Below are 17,718 nucleotides of genomic sequence, written 5' to 3'. Positions count from 1 at the left end.
GGTCATCCCCGCCCGCCGTGCCAGCGGACGGCGACGGCGCCGGCGAAGTCGCCCGCGTGGGCGAATCCCGCAAGGACCACCAGGTCGCCGTCGTCGACCTGCCCGGAGCGGATCACCTGGTCCAGGGTGATCGGGATCGCCGCTCCGAACAGGTTTCCGTACCGGTCGAAGGTGTTCCGGTGGCGTTCGGACGGCAGCTGCAGTGCCTCGCGCCAGTTCCGCAGGAAGGTGCGGTTGGGCTGGTTGGTGATGAGGAGGTCGATGTCGGTGGTCGCCACCCCGAGCCGCCGGCACAGGTCGGTGACCACCTCCGGGACGAGGCGGTTCCCGCGGGCCAGGACCTTGGCGACGCTGGAGTCGGTGAAACCGATCCGCAACTGGGACTCTCCCGGTTCCCAGTACTTGCGGCCGTCGTCGACCGCCACGGTCATGTCCCCGGCGTACTCGCCGATGTGGCGGGTCTCCACGTCGAGGACCGGGGCGCCGGCCGAGGTCGTCACATACCCCACGCCGCAGCCGTCGCCCGGGATGGCGGCCTGGGCGAGCCTGCGCACCTCGGACTGGGTGAAACACTGGCCGGCGGCGCTTTGCGCGTTGCAGATCAGCGCGCTCTTCGCATCGGTCGTGGTGAGGATCTGGCGGGCCAGCTTCAGCATGTGGACGAAGGACGCGCAGCCCGCGTTGGCCACGTCCACGAGCCACTCCGGTCGCAGACCCAGCCGGCGTGCCACCTCGGTCCCCGCCCCCACGAACGGCAGGTCGGGCAGCTGGCTGTGTACCAACAGCACGTCGACGCCTCGGATCGCGTCCCTGCCGTGCCGTTCGATCAGGGGCTGCACGGCGCGCTCGACCATGTCGGCGTTGGTCTCGTCCGGGGCCACATGGTGCCGCAACGGCGGGACCTTGAACATGGGGTGGTTGCGCAGTTTGTCCTCGGCTCCGGGGTAGTCCGTGTAGTACTGCGCGGGGACCGGCTCGCCGGGGAGGTAGCTCGCGACGTCGGTGAGGCTGACCGTGGTCACTTGGCCACCGCCCTCGGGGCCACGCCGACCGGCAGACCGTTGCGGTGGCGGTGTTCCAGGATCGCCTTGAGGTTGTTCATCTCCACGGTGTGCCCCGCGTAGAAGAGGTCCCAGTAGTCGCCCACCCAGGGCCGGCCCGGGCGGGGAGCGGCGTCGGGGTACGGGTTGGCGTCGTAGTAGGGGTGCCGGCAGTTGGTCCAGGTGATCACCGAGCCCGGCTTGTCCAGTACCAGTGCGGCCGGGACGACCCGCATCAGATAGATCATCCACAGCTTCTCGCCCTGGTCCCAGGAGCAGTGGTAGTCCACGGTCATGGCGTCGGGGTTGGCGACCACCTTGCAGTAGATCCTGGTGTCGTCCTCGAGCCGGTCGTGGCCGACCCACAGGCCCGGTGTGCCGGCGGGCGCGAAGCCCCGCAGACTGCAGGTCCACTCCTCCAGGTGGTGGCCCTGGCGCAGGTAGTCGTAGGCGTGCTCCGGGGGGCAGTCCACGTACTCGTGGATGGTGCAGTACTGGCCGTAGACCTGATGGTGGGGGTAGACGGCATGGGTGAGTTCCATGCAGTGGGCGGTCAGCTCCTCCTTGCCGCAGTTCTCGATCCGCATCAGACCGGGGATGTCAGCCAACATGGACGACTCCTCGTTCATTCGCACTCTCCTTCCTGTCGGTGCCTTCGGCACTGTCGGCGGCTTGGGTTCCGTGGGGCACTTGTGTCCCCTGGGCGGCTGGTGCGGCTTCGGCGAAGGACTGCAGGGGAAGGAACGGGGGGATCTCCCGTGGGTCGCAGTCCAGCGCGACGAACGCCGGGCCGTCGCCCGCATTGCCGCGCAGCAGGGCCAGGCGCAGCTGCTCCGCGTCGCGGGCGTCCGTGACCTGGAGGGACGGGAAGGCGGCGGCCACCCCGGCGGCGAGGTCGGTCCTGCGGAACAGGTCGCTCCTGCGGCCGCTGCCCTGGAGGAACTCCTCACGCATCGCGCACATGGCGTGGGCGTGGTTGTTGAAGATCACGAAGGTCACGGGTGCCGCGTACTCCACGGCGGTGTGCACTTCCATCCCGTGCATGAAGAAGGCCCCGTCACCGGCGAGGACGTAGGTGCGGCGGCCGGTGGCGAGCGCGGCGCCGATTCCGGCACCGAAGGTGTAGCCCATCCCGCCCATGCCGACGGCCACCACGAAGCGGCCGTGGGGCGGTGCCGGGAGCAGATGGATGGCGCTGGCCCCGGCGTTGCCGGCGTCCACGAAGACATGTGCGTCGTCGGGGAGTGCCGCCTCGACCGCGGCGACCGCCTGGGCATGGGGGACGGTTCGCCCCCGCGCCGGAGAGGCCGTGCCCGGCAGGGGGGTGGGGAGCGGACCGGCGTGCCGGGGGCAGGCGCGGGAGCGCGACGGGAGGCGGTCGGTCACCGCGCGAAGCACCTGCCGCAGGTCCCCGCCCACTTCGCAGCCCGCCACGAACGGCGGCTCGGGGCCGAGGCAGACGACCTCGGTGGTGGCAAGGGCCCGGTCGAGGCCGCCGCGGGCGAGCAGCGGCAGCCTCGTTCCGACCAGCAGGCACACGTCTGCCCGCCGCAGGCAGTCCTCGACGTTGGCATGCCCCATCACCCCGGCCACGCCCGCGAAGCGGGGGTCCCGGTTGTCGAAGACGTCCTTGGCGTCCGGGGTCACCGCCACCCAGGCCCCGAGGCGCCGGGCCAGTTCGGCCAGCTCCGCACGGGCGTCCGCGGCGGCGACGCCTTCTCCGGCGATGACGAGGACGCGTTCGGCCTCGTGGAGCGTGCCGGAAGCGGCGGCGAGGGCCTCGGTGTCGAGCCGCGCAGACGACGATGCCGTCGGAGCCGGTGACGCCCCCGGTGCCGGGCCGCCCGGTGTCGGTGCCGTCTGATGGTCAGGAAGCCGGATCCGCGCCTGCTGGACGTCCTTGGGCAGCAACAGTACGGCCGGTCCACGGGGATCGGCCTGTGCGGCGGCGATCGCTCGGGGCAGCAACTCCCTGAGGGAGTCCGCATCGTCGACCCGGGCGCAGAACCGGGAGACCGGTGCGAAGACCGCGCGGGCGTCGAAGGACCCCGCCCTGCCGCTGGAGTCCTGGAACGCCCCAAGGCCTTCCTGACCCGTCGGCGGCTGGCCCACCACGGCCAGCACGGGCACCCGGGAGGCGTACGCCTCGGCCAGTCCCGGTACGAGATTCATCGCGCCACCGCCCGAAGTGGCGGCGACCACGCCGAGGCGCCCGGTGGTGCGCGCACAACCGTCGGCCATGGTGACGGCGGAGAACTCGTGCTTGGCGACGACGCCGCGGATGGCGCCGCCGCGGTGCACGGCGTCGTACAGGTCCTCGATGTTCGCGCCGCCGACGCCGAACAGGTGGGTGACGCCCGCCCTGGCGAGTTCCGCGGCCAGATGGTCGACCAGACGTGTCGTTCCTGCCTCGGGTGCGTCCGAGGTCGTGCTCATGCGGAGCTCCTGTCCGTCTCGTGGTGCCGGTCGATGAGGCCGGCGGGTGAGATGACCTGAAAGCGGTGCCGGTACTCCTTGGGCGTGAGGCCCAGGGTTCGTCCGAAGGAGCGGAAGAAGGTCTCGGGGGCGACGAACCCGCAGCGGCGCGCTATCTGGCTGATCGTCAGGTCGGTGGATTCCAGCAGTTCGCGGGCGCGGCCGATACGCGACCGCTCGACGTACTGGCCGGGGGTCGTGCCCACCTCGCGCCGGAAGACACGGGCGAAGTTGCGCGGACTCATGTTGGCCCGCTGGGCGATCTCGGCCACGGGCATCGGGTTGTGCAGGTTGTCCAGAATCCACTCCTGGGCGGCCCGGATCGGCGGATGGTCGGCCAGCTGGGCGTCGAGGACGGCGCTGAACTGGGCCTGTCCTCCGTGCCGCTTGAGGAACAGCACCAGAAACCGGGCCGTTTCCAGCGCCAGTGCCGCACCGTGATCGGCCTCCACCAGGGCCAGCGCCATGTCGATGCCGGTCGACACGCCCGCGGAGGTCACGAAGGGGCCGTCCCAGACGAAGATCGGCTCGGGGTCCACCGTCACGTCCGGGTAGCGGCCGGCCAGCGTCTTGGTGTACGCCCAGTGCGTGGTGGCGCGTCTGCCGTTCAGCAGGCCGGCCTCGGCCAGCAGGAAGGACCCGCCGCAGACGGAGGCGACTCGGCGCGAGCGGGCGGCCGCCCGGCGGATCCAGGAGACCAGCGCGCGGTCCTCGAGCGCGCTGTCGAGGCCCCAACCGCCCGGCACCAGAAGCGTGTCGATGGGGCCCTGCCCCGCCTCCAGCGGCGAGGCTTCCACCATCACCCCACAACTCGTGCGCACCAGTGGTGCGTCGGCGGAGACGAATTCGATCCGGTAGGGGGCACTCGACGCGGCGCCGAGCCGGTTGGCCGTGTCGAACACTTCAATCGGTCCGGTGATGTCCAGGGCTTGGGCACCCGCGTACGCCACCACAACCACACGTCGATGTAACACGGTCACAGCCTGTATTGATCGTCCCACTGGCTGCAATGCCAGGTTACTGACGGATCCGGCCAGCGGATGTCTTTCGGCCGCGAAAGAGGCGTCAGGGCCAGGCAGTTCGTAGGCGGGAACCCGAAACGGCGAGTGAGGCAGCTCACAGGGTGATCCGTCGGTGATGTCTTCGGCTCGGTTGGGAACAGATCTCCGACGCAGGGCGCCCCGCAGCGGTACGGTGAATGGCGTGATGTGCGCCTACCCGTTTCCGGGTTGCTGACCGGCGGGGGTGGTCTGCCCGTCGCGATCGTCCGCGCGTGTCTGCGCGGGGACGGAGGCGGCAGCCCCACCGCGGTGGTGGACGAGGTCCCGCTCGGTGACGACGACCGTCGTCGTGTGCCGGCGCTGGCGGGCACGTCGCACGCCGTCTTCGTCTCGGTGTCCGACGGCCGCCCCGGCGGTTCCGGCGATCCCACGGTGTCCCTCCGGTTCTTCACCGCCGAGGGTGAACTGCCCGCGTGTGGGCACGGCACGGTTGCCGCTCTGGCCCACCTCGCCCTGCGCGCCGGGGACGAGCAGTACCGGGCCGCTCTCCGTGCGGCCGGCCGGGCCTTCGCCGGCTGGTCCGTGCGGGAGAAGACACACGTCAAAGCCGCCTTCGAACCCGGTCCCGTCGCTCTGCGCGAGCCCACCGGCATCGAGCTCGGACTCGTCCTGCCCGCACTCGGCGTCACCTCGGGCACGCTCGCTCCCGGTGCCCGCGTCGCCTCGGTCGGGCGCTCGCGGTTGCTGGTTCCGGTGGGTTCACGGTCGGCGCTCGCCGCCCTCGCCCCGGACTTCGGCCGACTGCGCGCCGTCTGTGACCGCCTTGGCTTCCTGGGCTGTTACGTCCATTCCCCGCCGACACCCACCGGCCGCGTCGCGGCGCGCATGTTCGCCCCGTCGATCGGCGTCGCCGAAGACGTCGCCAACGCCAACAGCACCGCGTGCCTGGCCGCTCACCTGGCCGGTCAGGGCGTCACCGACATGGCCGTCGACATGGGCGACTCCCTCGGCAGTCCCTCCACCATCACCGCGATGGCGCAGCACACCCCCTCGGGCCCGCTGGTCCACGTCGGCGGCGCCGCGAAGCTCACCCACACCGTCCGCCTGCCGTTGCCGGGCGCGGGACACTAGGAGCACTGCCCGCGGCATGGGAAGCGCCGGGCTGCAGTCCGGGGCGGGAGAGCAGGAATTGAGCTGGCTGGGCTGCCGGGTTGCTCGTAGGCTGATGGTCTCGGGGCTGTCACGGAGGTGAGTCATGCCCCGAGCCGTCTGGTCAGGCGCCATCTCGTTCGGTCTGGTCACGGTGCCCGTCGGTATGGTCAGCGCCACGGAGGACCATTCCGTGCGCTTTCACCAGTACCACGAGAAGGACATGGGCCGGGTCCGGGTGCGCAAGTTCTGCGAGGTGGAAGACCGCGAGGTCGCTGCCGACGAGATCGGCAAGGGCTATGAGATCTCCAAGGGGCAGATCATCCCCATCACCGACGACGAGCTGGGGAACCTGCCGCTGCCGACGGCGAAGGCGATCGAGATCGAGGGGTTCCTGCCACTGGAGGCGATCGACCCGCTGCACATCAGATCCGGGCACTACCTGCAGCCGGCGGGACAGGTCGCGAACAAGCCGTACCGGTTGCTGGTGGAGGCTTTGGGGCGCTCCTCGCGGGTGGCCATCGCCAAGTTCGCGTGGAGCGGGCGGGAGCGGCTCGGCATGCTGCGGGTGCGGGACGACGTGATCGTGCTGCATCAGCTGTTGTGGCCGGACGAGGTGCGCAGCGCGGCCGAGGTCACGCCTCCGCCCGCGGACGTCGACGAGAACGAGATCCGTGGTGCGCTGGCTCTGATGGACACGATGACCCGCGACGACCTCGAGGGCGAGGAGTTCCACGACCACTACACCGAGGCCCTGGAGCAGATCATCGAGGCCAAGCGCGAGCACCGGGAGCCCCCCGAGGTGCCGGAGGCGGAGACCGAGCCGGGCAAGGTGCTGGACCTCATGGCGGCGCTCAATGCGTCCGTGCAGAAGGTGAAGGCCTCCCGCGGGGAGGGCGGTGAGGCCGAGGTGCACGAGCTGCCGCGCACGAGCGCGGCGGCCGCCAAGACCGCGAAGAAGCAGCCGGCCAAGAAGGCGGCAGCGCAGAAGAAGGCGACGGAGAAGTCCACGTCCGGGAAGAAGGCGGCGACCAAGAAGGCACCCGCCAAAAAACCCCGCCGCACCGCTTAGCATGCGCCGCGGTCAGAGCCGGGACGAGGACGCGGTTGTGCTCCGCTCTGAAGGAGCGGTACCGAAACGGGAGGCCGCGGACGACTGTTTCCCGTGCGGGATCGATGGGCTTGCCGAACCGCTGGAAGGCCGCTTGGCGGGTCACTCCGAGCAGGTCCCCGATCTCCCACCAGGTGAGTCCGGCGTCCCGGCACTGCTGCACGCACAGCTTGAGCACCTGTTCGGCCAGGTCGCCGACGTCCTGGGAGTGCCGGACCGGGTCAAGGTATGCGGGCGGGCTCAGCGGGGCGACGTCGTCGCTGCGGGGGGTGATGCGCCGGGTGTGGTGGATGACAGCGTCCATGCCGCGGGTGCCGGCCCGGGCGAGTTGGCCGAAGAAGTCGTGGGTGGCGTCGTCCAGGTCGATGCCCGGCGCATCGATCAGTCCGTCGCTGTACAGGCGAGTACGGCGCCGGGAGGCAAGGTGCTCTCGAAGAACGCGCCCGCCCGGTGCAGGAAGACGAAGGCTGTGCCGTCACCCGCGGCCGCGTGGGGCGGTCCGTTCGTGGATGGCGCCGCCGGGCGTGTACCAGCCCGCCTTCTTCCGCACCGCCGGAACCGGGTCATCGGCGTGGGACGCCTCCAGCGCGGCGAGGGCCTGGGCATCGGTATGGGCGAATTTGCCGACGAGTTCGGCGGCCATCATCCGGACGTGCGGGTCGGGGTCGGAGCTCAGGTGTCGCCGTGCGGGTTCGAGAACCCGGTCGGCGCCCGGTGCGCAGGTGTCGCCCTTGCACCGGTCACAGGCCAGGGCGTGGAAGGCCGAGATCCGGACCCGGGCGTCCGGGTCGTCGGCCATGGCGATCAGCTGGTCCATCGAATCGCTGTCGACCAGGTGGTCCAGGAGGCGACAGCAACCTTCGCGGACTGCCGGATCCCCGTGGCGGAGACCGGAGCGGACGGCGCCCACCGCGTCCTCGCCCCGCCGGAGCACTACGCGGTAGGCCGCGACCGCGCGCTGCGGATCGCCCAAGCACGAGACGAGGGCATCGTTGTCCGTCCTGACGAATCCCAGCATGACAACAGTCTCGATCCCCGACCGGCGGCCGGGCGAAGGGATTTCGCATCCGCCGAAGGCAGGCCTCCGTGCCGGCGCCGGGCACCCGGGTTCCCTTCCCATGAGCGCGACCGGCATCAACTGCACCCGGCGGCCGATGACTTGCGGCGACCGTGCGGTACCGGTGTGTGGGGCATGTCTCGTCGCGACGACGCACCCCCACGTCAGCGCATCGGACGACCGCCTTCCGCAGGTCATCCCGGGACGCCGACGGGCAGGGCCGCATCCGGCGCCGTACTAGAATCGTCGGCTTGTTCGGAGCTGGACCGGAATATCCCCAGGCATCCCTGCGGGCCCACCAGCGCCCCGGAACACTCCGGGAACGACACGTGAGGATCCGATGGCAGCCCTTCAGCACGGCCCCGCGCTCGCGCTGTCCGACGACGAGATGCGCTTTCGGTTCGGCGATCGGGCGCGCTACTCTGCCGCCCCCGCCGCCGCTCCGCGGACGCTCGTGGACATTCTCGACGCCTCGGTGCGGGCCTTCCCCGAGGAGCCGGCCCTGGACGACGGCCGCCGTTGCCTGACCTACCGTGCTCTGGCCGTCGAGGTCGAAACCCTCCGGCGGCGTCTGGCGGACGCCGGGGTCGGCCTCGGCGACCGGGTCGGCGTGCGCGTCCCGTCCGGCACCAACGACCTGTACGTGGCGATCCTCGCCGTGCTCGCCGCGGGAGCCGCCTACGTCCCGGTGGACGCCGAGGACCCCGATGAACGGGCCGAGCTGGTGTTCGGGGAGGCGGAGGTGCGGGCGGTCGTCGGCGCCGGTCACCACCTGACCGTCAACGGCGTCTCCGACGTCCCCGCCGCCCGCCCCGGCGTGGAGCACGACGCCTGGATCATCTTCACCTCCGGCTCCACCGGGAAGCCCAAGGGAGTCGCCGTCAGCCACCGCAGCGCCGCCGCGTTCGTGGACGCCGAGGCGGATCTCTTCCTCCTGGAGGAGCCGATCGGGCCCGGCGACCGGGTCATGGCGGGCCTCTCCGTGGCCTTCGACGCCTCCTGTGAGGAGATGTGGCTGGCCTGGCGGTACGGGGCCTGTCTGGTGCCCGTGCCCCGCTCACAGGTCAGGAGCGGGGCGGACCTCGGCCCGTGGCTGGTCGAGCAGGAGATCACCGTCGTCTCCACCGTGCCGACCCTGGCCGCCCTCTGGGAGCCCGAGACCCTCGACGACGTCCGCCTGCTGATCTTCGGAGGTGAGGCGTGCCCGCCCGAGCTGGCGCAGCGCCTGGTCACCGAGGGACGCGAGGTCTGGAACACCTACGGGCCGACCGAGGCGACCGTGGTGGCCTGTGCCTCGCTGCTGACCGGCGAGGAGCCCATCCGGATCGGACTGCCGCTGAACGGCTGGGAGCTGGCCGTCGTGGACGAGGCCGAGCGGCCGGTCGTGATGGGCGGCACCGGCCAGTTGGTGATCGGCGGGGCAGGACTTGCCCGGTACCTGGATGCCGCGAAGGACGCGGAGAAGTACGCGCCCCTCGACTCCCTCGGCTGGGAACGCGCCTACCGCAGCGGCGACCTCGTCCGGGCCGAACCCGAGGGACTGGTCTTCCTCGGGCGCGGCGACGAACAGGTGAAGCTCGGCGGACGGCGGATCGAACTGGGTGAGGTGGATGCCGCACTGCAGGCGCTGCCCGGTGTGGCCGGGGCCGCGTCCGCCGTACGGACCGCACGCAGCGGCAACCAGCTCCTCGTCGGCTACGTCGTCACCCAGGAGGGCTGGGACCACACGGCCGCCGTCGAGAAGCTGCGCTCCGAACTCCCCGCCGCCCTGGTCCCGCTGCTCGCGCCCGTCGGCGACCTGCCGACCCGCACCTCCGGCAAGGTCGACCGGAACGCGCTGCCCTGGCCGCTGGAGGGCATCGAGGGCCCCGCCGTCCAGCTCTACGGCACGGAGGCCTGGCTGGCCGAGCAGTGGACCGAGGTCCTCGGCATCCCGGTGACCGACGCGTGCGACGACTTCTTCGCCATCGGCGGCAACAGCCTTGCCGCCGCCCAGCTCACCACCCGCCTGCGCACCCGCTATCCCAGCGCGGCCGTCCTCGACATCTACCAGCAACCGACGCTGCGCAAGCTGGCCCGCCATCTGGAGGAGTCGGCACAGGACGACGGGGCGCAGCGCGCGATCGAGCCGACCCCGGCGCGGGCCGGGGCGCTTCAACTCCTCCTGCTGCTGCCCCTGTTCACGGTGCTCGGGCTGCGCTGGACCGTGGCGATCGCCGCACTCGGGAACGTCCTGCACCGGTTCGGCCCGTATCCGTGGGCGCCGACGGCCTCCTGGTGGGCCGTGGCCGCCGGTGCTGTGCTGTGCTTCACCCCGCCCGGACGCCTGGCGATCGCGGCGGGCGGGGCCCGGCTGCTGCTGCGCGGCGTCCGGCCCGGCCGGTACCCGCGCGGCGGGGGAGTGCACCTGCGGCTGTGGGCCGCGGAACGGCTCGCCGAGTTCAGCGGGGCGACTTCGCTGACCGGTTCGTGGCTGGTGAGGTACGCGCGCGCCCTGGGCGCCAAGGTGGGGCCGGATGTGGACCTGCACTCCCTGCCTCCGGTGACCGGCATGCTCAAGCTGGGCCGCGGCGCGGCCGTCGAGTCGGAAGTGGACCTGGCGGGCCACTGGCTGGACGGTGACCGCCTGGAGGTCGGACCGGTCAAGGTGGGCGCACACGCCACGGTCGGCACGCGCAGCATGCTCTTTCCCGGCGCCCGGGTCGGCAAGCGTGCCGAGGTGGCCCCCGGATCGGCCGTCGCCGGGCAGATTCCGACCGGTCAGCGCTGGGCGGGTGCTCCGGCCGTCAAGCTCGGCAAGGCCAAGCACAACTGGCCCAAGGAGCGGCCGCACCGCAGCAAGTGGTGGCGGGCGATGTACGGCGTCACCGGCTTCGCGCTGGCGGCCCTGCCGGTGCCGGCGGGCGTGGCCGCCCTCGCGGTGGCCCACGGCCTCGTCGACCCGGCCGCCGGACTCGGCACCGCCCTGCGGGGCGCCGCCGTGGCCCTGGTCCCGGCGACGCTCGCGTTCGGGCTGACGTACGCGCTGCTGCTCGTGATCGCCGTACGGCTGATGAGTCTTGGGCTGCGAGCGGGCACGTATCCGACGCACAGCCGGACCGGCTGGCAGGCATGGACGGTCACGCAGCTGATGGACCGCTCGCGCGAGACACTGTTCCCGCTGTATGCCGGGCTGATCACTCCGGTCTGGCTGCGGCTGCTCGGGATGCGGATCGGGCGGCGCGCCGAGGTGTCGACCGTCCTGGCGCTGCCGAGTCTGACCACGGTCGGCGACGGGGCGTTCCTGGCGGACGACACGCTGACCGCACCGTACGAGCTCGGCGGCGGCTGGGTACGGATCGGGCGCGCGGAGATCGGACGGCGGGCGTTCCTCGGGAACTCCGGTATGACGGCGCCGGGCCGCAGTGTGCCGGACGGCGGGCTGGTCGGTGTGCTGTCGGCGACGCCGAAGAAGGCGAAGAAGGGCAGCTCCTACCTGGGCCTGCCGCCGGTGAAGCTGCCGCGCGCGGTGTCCGGCGGCGACCAGAGCCGCACCTACGAGCCGCCGGCCCGGCTGCTGTGGGCCCGCGGGCTGGTGGAGCTGTGCCGGATCGTGCCCGTGTTCTGCTCGGCGTGGCTTGTGGTGCTGACGGCCGCGGCGATCAGCGCGCTGGGCGGCTGGGCGTGGCCACTGTGCGGGGTGGTGCTGCTGTGCGCCGGAGCAGCCGCTGCCGCCGTGTCCGTCGTGGCCAAGTGGCTGCTCGTGGGCCGGCACCGCAGCGGGGAACACCCGCTGTGGAGCTCATTCGTGTGGCGCAACGAACTGGCGGACACGTTCGTCGAGGTCGTCGCGGTGCCGTGGCTGGCCGGGGCCGTTTCGGGCACACCCCTGATGACGCTGTGGCTGCGCGGGCTCGGGGCCCGGCTCGGCCGGGGCGTGTGGGTGGAGAGTTACTGGCTGCCCGAGACGGACCTCGTGACACTGGGCGACGGCGTCACGGTCAACCGTGGCTGCGTACTGCAGACCCACCTCTTCCACGACCGGATCTTGCGGACGGATACTGTGGTCCTCCGCGAGGGCGCGACGCTTGGTCCTGGCGGAATCGTCCTGCCCGGCAGCACGGTCGGGGCTCGCACCACGCTGGGCCCCGCCTCGCTCGTGATGGCGGCGGAGTCCGTACCCGACGACACGCGCTGGCTGGGCAACCCGATCGAGGCGTGGCGTCCCCGGAAGCGAGCGGTGTGACGCGCCTCGGGCCCATGGGCGGGGCACCGGCACGACGCACAGGCACAGCGCAGGGAGCAGAAGCACCAGTGAGCCCTCAGCAGAAGGCGGAAGCAGACCCGTACTTCCCCGATCATGGCGACCCCCGCTACCGGGTCAACCGCTACGAGCTCACGCTGGACTACCGTCCCGGCCCCAACCGGCTGGCCGGGACGGCCCGGCTCAACGCCATCGCGGGCCGGGCCGCGCTCAACGAGTTCCACCTGAACCTGGCCGACTTCCGCGTCGGCCGGGTCAAGGTGGACGGGCGGGCACCGCACTACGCGCACCGCGGCGGCCGCCTGCGCATCCGTCCGTCCAAGCCGATCCGGGCCGGTGCCGCGTTCACCGTCGAGGTGCACTGGTCGGGCAACCCCAAGCCGGTGAGCAGCCCCTGGGGCGGGATCGGCTGGGAGGAGCTCGAGGACGGGGCGCTGGTGGCGAGCCAGCCGGTCGGGGCGCCCTCGTGGTACCCGTGCAACGACCGTCCGGCGGACAAGGCGTCGTACCAGATCTCGGTCACCACCCCGTCCGCCTATGCCGTGGTGGCGGGCGGGCGGCTGCTGACCCGTACCACGAAGGCGTCGACGACCACGTGGGTGTACGAGCAGCCGGCACCGACCTCCAGCTATCTGGTCGGTCTGTCGATCGGCAGATACCAGACCGTGCTGCTCGGCGATCCGGGCGAGGGCGGTGTGCCGCAGTACGGGCACGTCCCCGCGCCTCTGCTGCACCGGTTCTCCCGGGATTTCGCCCGCCAGCCGGCCATGATGGCGCTGTTCCAGGAACTCTTCGGTCCCTACCCGTTCGGCGAGTACGCGGTGGTGGTGACCGAGGAGGAGCTCGATGTCCCCGTGGAGGCGCAGGGGTTGTCGCTGTTCGGCGCCAACCACGTCGACGGAGCCAGCAGCTTTGAGCGGCTCGTGGCGCACGAGCTGGCACATCAGTGGTTCGGCAACAGCGTGTCCATCGCCGACTGGCGGCACATCTGGCTCAACGAGGGCTTCGCGAAGTACGCGGAATGGCTCTGGTCGGAGCGGTCCGGTGGCCCCGCGGCCGCCCAACTCGCCGCGGCGGCGCACCGGAAGCTGTCCTCGCTCCCGGAGGACCTGAGGCTGTCCGACCCGGGCCGCAAGCGGATGTTCGACGACCGGCTCTACGAACGCGGCGGCCTGGTGCTGCACGCGGTGCGCTGCGCGCTGGGCGACGAGGCGTTCTTCCGGATGCTGCGCAGTTGGGCGGGTGTGCACCGGGGCGGGACCGTGACGACCGGCACCTTCACCGCGCACGCCGCACGGTTCGCGGGACGGCCCCTGGACGATCTGTTCGCCGCCTGGGTGGAGGAGACCGCGCTGCCGCCGCTGCCGACGGCCCCGGTGCCCATGCGCCCGTCCTACCCGCCGGGCAACGTGGGGACCGGCTGAGCGAGCAGGGACCGGCGAGGGCACCCGCCGGGTCCGGGCCCTCCCAGCCGGCCTCAGGGCCGCTGTCGAGGTCGACCGGATGCCGAGCCGTACCGCCGGCAACCTCACTGCAACCCGTTGTGAAGGCGCTCGACCAGGATCATCGCCACATCGTCGGAAAGTCGGTCCTCGGTGTGGCGGATCAATTGCTGGTGCAGTCGTTCGAGGAACTCGCCCGGCGTGTCGGCACGTGTCCTTTCCATGGCTTCCGGCAGGGCGAAGAAGGCGTGGTCGCGATTGCGGGCTTCGATCACGCCGTCGGTGTACAGCAGCAGACGGTCACCGGGCAGGAACGGATGGCTGTCGGGCTTGGCGGGAGGGCCGCTCATGAGTTCTTCCAGCCCGAACGGCGGCAGGGGGCAGGCAGGCGTCAGAGCCTGGACCCTGCCCTCGCGCAGCACCAGCGGGGGCGGATGACCGCGGTTGACCAGCTGCACCACGGGTTCGTCCGCCGACACCTGGGCCAGCAGCGCGGTGGTGAACCCCTCCATCAGGACTTCCTCGTCGTACGCACCCTGCCTGGCGATCTCCCGTCGCAGCGCGGCCGCGCAGCGGTTCATGACCTCCACCAGGTCGTCCTCGTAGTGCACCGCCTCCCGAAAGGCGCCCAGCACCGCGGCGACCGCGCGGATGGCCTTGAGCCCCTTGCCCCGGACGTCCCCCACGATCAACCGGACGCCGTAGGGCGTCTCGACAGCCTCGTACAGATCGCCACCGATCTCGGCTTCCCTTTCCGCCGCGAGGGACAGGCCGGCGGCCCGCACCGGGCCCAGCCGGGTGGGCACCGGCCGCAGGATGACCTGCTGTGCTGCCACGGCGATCCGGCGCACCTGGTCCAGCTCGCTCTGTCTGCGCGTACGCACCGCGTTACTCAGGATGACACTGGCCACGGACACCACCACCAGCCCGAGGAGGTTGCCGAAGACCTGCTGGGTGCCCCACGCCTGGTTGCGGGCGGCGGTGGTCACGCTGACGGCCAGGGCGAGGCCTGCCGCGGCCAGTGTTCCTTTCGGGCCCGTCATGAGGGCGGCCAGTGCCGGGGTCGCGATGAGGATGGGCCCGGTGACCAGAGCGTGCGCAGGGGAGAGTTCGATGCCCAGTACGCCCAGCGCGAGCACGAAGGGAACACACTGCGCCAGTGTGAACAGGACCCCGCTGTGGCCGCCCGGTCCGGGTGGAGGAGATGAGCGGAGGGATGACCGCATGCATCCAGCCTGCCTGGGCGCGGTTCAATGGTCCATTCGTTGCCCTCACCGCTCACGCGGACCCTGTGCCGCCACGCTCCACGGGGAGATCATCCGGCGCCGGGTTCAGTGAACGGAGAACCCCCCGTCGACGAAGATCGCCTGCCCGGTGACGTAGCCGGAGGCGCGGCTCGCCAGGAACACCGCCGCTCCGGCGAAATCCTCGGCCAGGCCGTTGCGCCCGACCAAGGTGCGCGCGGCCAGCGCCGCCACCCTCTCGGGGTCGGACGACAACCGTGTATTGAGCGGGGTCATGACGAAGCCGGGCACCAGCGTGTTGCAGGTGACGCCGTGTGCCGACCATGCCTCGGCCTGAGAGCGGGCCAGCGACTCCAGCGCCCCCTTGGAGACCCCGTAGGCGCCACTGTGGACGAACGCCCGGTGCGCCTGCTGGGAGGTGATGTGGATGATCCGCCCGAACCCGCGCTCGGCCATGCCGGGCCCGAACCGCTGGCCCAGCAGGTAGGGCGCCTCCAGGTTCACCGCCATCGTGGCGTCCCACACCTCCTCGCCCAACTCGCCCATGGGCGGCCGAAGATTGATCCCGGCGCTGTTGACGAGAATGTCGGGCTCGCCGAACACCCCGGCTGCCTGCTCCGCGGCCGCGCGCACCCCGTGGCGGGTGCTCAGGTCGGCGCTCACCCAGGCCGCCCGGCAGCCGTCCGCCGTCAGCTCGTCGACCGTGGCGGCCAGTTCCGCCTCCTTGCGCGCCACGATCACCAGGCTCGCCCCCGCCCGGGCCAGAGCCCCGGCGATGGCTCGGCCGATGCCGGAACTGCCGCCCGTCACCACGGCGACGCGGCAATCCAGCGAGAACAGTTCGGAGAGGTAGCTGCGCGAGGTCATGCGTGCACCCTAGACGACCGCGGCTGAGCCGTCGGTGCCGTCACGGCGTGGAAGGGGCGCGCTGTGCGGTGAGCACGGGCTGGTAGTACCCGGTGGAGTCAGGCATGTGCCACGCGATGCCGGAGAAGCCGGCTTCGGCCACGAACCGTGTCACCTGTGCTCGGGTCAGTGCCCAGCAGGTGGTCTGGCGGCGCCGGACCGTCCAGGTCCCGGCTGCGGGGATGAGCTGGAAGTGCTCCAAGTCGTAGTGCTCGCCGTCCTTGTGCCAGTTCCACAGCTGAAAGGTGATGACCTCTCCGTCGGGGGTTTCCGTGACCTGGGGAGGTGTGGCTGTGGGTTTGGTTCGGCGGGCCTCCTCGTAGGCACGGATCGTGATCACCAGCAGCCCGCCCTCGCGGAGGACCCGGCGCATGCCGAGCAGGGCCGCCTTGACGTCGTGCGCCGACAGCAGGTGCGTGAGGGCGTTGTCGGCGCACACGACGATGTCGAAGGCGGCCGACGAGAAGGGCAGTCGGCGCATGTCCGCGGCAGCGGTCGGCAGGTCGGCGCCCCGGGCGGCCGCCTCGGTCGCGGCACGTGCGGCGGCCAGGGGGCTCAGGTCGCTGCCGACGACCTTGTGCCCGCGCAGGGCCAGCCCGATCGCCTGGGTGCCGATTCCGCAGGAGCAGTCCAGGACGGTGTGCGGTCCCGCTCCCAGGCGCTGACGGGCAAGCGCGTCCAGCACTGCGGCCTGGCGCGCCATGCTGGTGTCCCAGTCCGGGAAGATCAGGTGGTAGTCGGGGGCCAGATCGTCGTAGAAGTCTCTCGCCGAGGATGCGGACATGCACCCACGCTAGTGCGTTGACGGGCCGGGCAAGCCGGTGCGCCATGTGGGCCTCCCGACGACGAAGCGCGCGCTGCCGGCACCAGTGCCCCGTTGGACGGTCCGGGCCGCTCACCCGGCCCGCTCTGCCGGGCAACGACCGCCCGCTGCGGGGTAGTAGGAGCACCAGGCTGCCGGTGGGTGCGTTCGGGGCGGAACGCCTAGGCTCGATGCGGAGTTGACGACGGCTTTCTGCCGGTGAAGAACAGGAGACCCATGTCCACGCCCAGCGCCGACCCTGCGGCGATCGCCGAAAGCTTCCTCGCCGCGTTCCAGGCCCGTGACTGGGAGAGGCTGCGTGGTCTGCTGGCGGACGACATCATCTGGACCATGCCGGGGGCCGGGACCATCTCGGGCACCATCCATGGCGCGGACGCGGTCTTGAACCGAGCCCGGCACATCGCCGGCCAAGGACTGCGCACCGAGTTGCTGCATGTGCTCGTCGGCGCGCACGGCGCCGCCCTCTCGCTGCGCAACACAGCGACCGCCCCTGACGGACGCAAGCTCGACGAACACCTCGCGACGGTGCTGACCACCCGCGACGCACGCGTCACTGCCATCGACAGCTACCTGTCGGACGTCGACGGCATGAGCGCCTTCTTCACGGAAGTTGAGGAACCTCCGTCTCGGAGCGTGCGCTGAGCCGGTGTCGTCTTCAAGGGCCGGCCGTTGCGACGAGGCGTCGCAGTGCGGCCTGGGCAGGTGGGCCCCAGGTCGGCTTGCCGCCCGGACGGCCGTGGACGCCGGCCTCTCCGATGAGGATGCCGCTGAGGGCGCGCAGCACCGCCCAGCCGCGGGCGCGGCGCAGGGTCGCGGCGTCCGGGGTCGGCTGGTAGGCACCGTGGAAGCGGTCGGCGGCGCCGTCCGGCAGTAGCACCCAGGAGGCGGCGAGGTCGCAGGCCGGATCGCCCGCGCAGAGGTCGCCGAAGTCGATCACGCCGCAGAAGGTGCCGTCGGCGGTGAGGACGTTGGCCGGATGCAGGTCGCCGTGGAGCCACAGCGCCGGACCCGCCCAGCCGGGCGCGGCCAGGGCGTCTTCCCAGACCGCGCGGACGGCGTCAGGGTCGGGGATCAGCCCGAACTCGGTGGCCGCGGCGAACTGCTCGGCGAACTGGTCGGCGCGGTCGGCAGGCGGCCGGGGGGGGGGGGGGGGGGGGCCGGGGGGGGGGGGGGGGGCGGGCGGGGGGGGGGGCGACGTGGTGAGACGGCTCCCCGAGTTCCGTACAG

The 17,718-nt window shown here is 71.7% G+C and carries 14 protein-coding genes; 5 read left to right on the top strand and 9 right to left on the bottom strand.

The annotated features are described in order from the left end of the window. Positions 1 to 2: 2 nt before the first annotated feature. From AB0A61_RS37565 to AB0A61_RS37550, 4 genes are read right to left on the bottom strand one after another with little or no spacing between them, the layout of a single operon-like run. Positions 3 to 1,022, bottom strand: coding sequence for a ketoacyl-ACP synthase III family protein (locus AB0A61_RS37565; protein ID WP_361303024.1), 1,020 nt, complete (start codon positions 1,020 to 1,022; stop codon positions 3 to 5). Beyond that, positions 1,019 to 1,651 carry an SRPBCC family protein gene (locus tag AB0A61_RS37560; RefSeq protein ID WP_361303021.1) on the bottom strand — a complete coding sequence of 211 codons (633 nt, stop codon included), beginning with the start codon at positions 1,649 to 1,651 and terminating at the stop codon, positions 1,019 to 1,021. Before AB0A61_RS37560 ends, AB0A61_RS37565 begins: the two co-directional genes overlap by 4 nt. Next, a complete protein-coding gene (locus tag AB0A61_RS37555) occupies positions 1,641 to 3,476 on the bottom strand; it encodes a thiamine pyrophosphate-binding protein (protein ID WP_361303018.1) in 1,836 nt (611 codons plus the stop codon). The genes AB0A61_RS37560 and AB0A61_RS37555 overlap by 11 nt, the downstream gene beginning before the upstream one ends. After that, the gene (locus tag AB0A61_RS37550) at positions 3,473 to 4,489 is read right to left on the bottom strand and encodes a GlxA family transcriptional regulator (RefSeq protein WP_361303015.1); all 1,017 of its coding nucleotides are present in this window, start codon (positions 4,487 to 4,489) and stop codon (positions 3,473 to 3,475) included. The genes AB0A61_RS37555 and AB0A61_RS37550 overlap by 4 nt, the downstream gene beginning before the upstream one ends. A gap of 234 nt (positions 4,490 to 4,723) precedes the next feature. On the opposite strand from AB0A61_RS37550, the gene AB0A61_RS37545 reads away from it, so the two are divergent. Both AB0A61_RS37545 and AB0A61_RS37540 read left to right on the top strand, forming a co-directional pair. Beyond that, positions 4,724 to 5,647 (top strand): PhzF family phenazine biosynthesis protein, encoded by a 924-nt coding sequence (locus AB0A61_RS37545; protein ID WP_361303012.1) that lies wholly within the window; start codon positions 4,724 to 4,726, stop codon positions 5,645 to 5,647. 124 nt (positions 5,648 to 5,771) lie between these two features. Continuing rightward, positions 5,772 to 6,737, top strand: coding sequence for a Ku protein (locus tag AB0A61_RS37540; protein ID WP_361303009.1), 966 nt, complete (start codon positions 5,772 to 5,774; stop codon positions 6,735 to 6,737). Positions 6,738 to 7,251: 514 nt separating this feature from the next. Here the strand turns inward: AB0A61_RS37540 and AB0A61_RS37535 are convergent. Then, entirely contained in the window at positions 7,252 to 7,794 is a 543-nt protein-coding gene (locus tag AB0A61_RS37535) for a HEAT repeat domain-containing protein (RefSeq protein WP_361303006.1), read from the bottom strand. Positions 7,795 to 8,173: 379 nt separating this feature from the next. Between AB0A61_RS37535 and AB0A61_RS37530 the strand changes: the two genes are divergently transcribed. Both AB0A61_RS37530 and AB0A61_RS37525 read left to right on the top strand, forming a co-directional pair. Beyond that, positions 8,174 to 12,058 (top strand): Pls/PosA family non-ribosomal peptide synthetase, encoded by a 3,885-nt coding sequence (locus AB0A61_RS37530; protein ID WP_361303003.1) that lies wholly within the window; start codon positions 8,174 to 8,176, stop codon positions 12,056 to 12,058. A gap of 68 nt (positions 12,059 to 12,126) precedes the next feature. Beyond that, entirely contained in the window at positions 12,127 to 13,500 is a 1,374-nt protein-coding gene (locus tag AB0A61_RS37525; protein ID WP_361303000.1) for a M1 family metallopeptidase, read from the top strand. A 104-nt stretch (positions 13,501 to 13,604) separates the two neighbouring features. On the opposite strand, the gene AB0A61_RS37520 is transcribed toward AB0A61_RS37525, so the two are convergent. The 3 genes from AB0A61_RS37520 to AB0A61_RS37510 all read right to left on the bottom strand — a co-directional run bounded on the left by AB0A61_RS37520 (position 13,605) and on the right by AB0A61_RS37510 (position 16,452). Further along, a complete protein-coding gene (locus AB0A61_RS37520; RefSeq protein ID WP_361302997.1) occupies positions 13,605 to 14,744 on the bottom strand; it encodes a PP2C family protein-serine/threonine phosphatase in 1,140 nt (379 codons plus the stop codon). A 105-nt stretch (positions 14,745 to 14,849) separates the two neighbouring features. Beyond that, on the bottom strand, positions 14,850 to 15,629 hold the full coding sequence (locus tag AB0A61_RS37515; RefSeq protein ID WP_361302994.1) for an SDR family oxidoreductase: 780 nt from the start codon (positions 15,627 to 15,629) through the stop codon (positions 14,850 to 14,852). Positions 15,630 to 15,669: 40 nt separating this feature from the next. Continuing rightward, positions 15,670 to 16,452, bottom strand: coding sequence for a class I SAM-dependent methyltransferase (locus AB0A61_RS37510; protein WP_361302991.1), 783 nt, complete (start codon positions 16,450 to 16,452; stop codon positions 15,670 to 15,672). Positions 16,453 to 16,707: 255 nt separating this feature from the next. On the opposite strand from AB0A61_RS37510, the gene AB0A61_RS37505 reads away from it, so the two are divergent. After that, on the top strand, positions 16,708 to 17,133 hold the full coding sequence (locus AB0A61_RS37505) for a nuclear transport factor 2 family protein (RefSeq protein WP_361302988.1): 426 nt from the start codon (positions 16,708 to 16,710) through the stop codon (positions 17,131 to 17,133). A gap of 13 nt (positions 17,134 to 17,146) precedes the next feature. Here AB0A61_RS37505 and AB0A61_RS37500 read toward each other — a convergent pair. Further along, the coding region (locus tag AB0A61_RS37500) for a phosphotransferase (protein ID WP_361302985.1) at positions 17,147 to 17,718 on the bottom strand (572 nt) is incomplete at its 5' end.

This window comes from Streptomyces sp. NPDC046197 (assembly GCF_040646295.1).
Taxonomy (GTDB): Bacteria; Actinomycetota; Actinomycetes; order Streptomycetales; family Streptomycetaceae; genus Streptomyces.
This window is presented reverse-complemented; position numbering and strand designations above follow the sequence as displayed.

Excerpts from the sequence above, each read along its gene's own strand:
- AB0A61_RS37510 (WP_361302991.1), bottom strand. The coding sequence starts at position 16,452 with ATGTCCGCATCCTCGGCGAGAGACTTCTACGACGATCTGGCCCCCGAC.
- AB0A61_RS37515 (WP_361302994.1), bottom strand. The coding sequence starts at position 15,629 with ATGACCTCGCGCAGCTACCTCTCCGAACTGTTCTCGCTGGATTGCCGC.
- AB0A61_RS37540 (WP_361303009.1), top strand. The coding sequence starts at position 5,772 with ATGCCCCGAGCCGTCTGGTCAGGCGCCATCTCGTTCGGTCTGGTCACG.
- AB0A61_RS37555 (WP_361303018.1), bottom strand. The coding sequence starts at position 3,476 with ATGAGCACGACCTCGGACGCACCCGAGGCAGGAACGACACGTCTGGTC.
- AB0A61_RS37535 (WP_361303006.1), bottom strand. The coding sequence starts at position 7,794 with ATGCTGGGATTCGTCAGGACGGACAACGATGCCCTCGTCTCGTGCTTG.
- AB0A61_RS37530 (WP_361303003.1), top strand. The coding sequence starts at position 8,174 with ATGGCAGCCCTTCAGCACGGCCCCGCGCTCGCGCTGTCCGACGACGAG.
- AB0A61_RS37560 (WP_361303021.1), bottom strand. The coding sequence starts at position 1,651 with ATGTTGGCTGACATCCCCGGTCTGATGCGGATCGAGAACTGCGGCAAG.
- AB0A61_RS37520 (WP_361302997.1), bottom strand. The coding sequence starts at position 14,744 with ATGCGGTCATCCCTCCGCTCATCTCCTCCACCCGGACCGGGCGGCCAC.
- AB0A61_RS37505 (WP_361302988.1), top strand. The coding sequence starts at position 16,708 with ATGTCCACGCCCAGCGCCGACCCTGCGGCGATCGCCGAAAGCTTCCTC.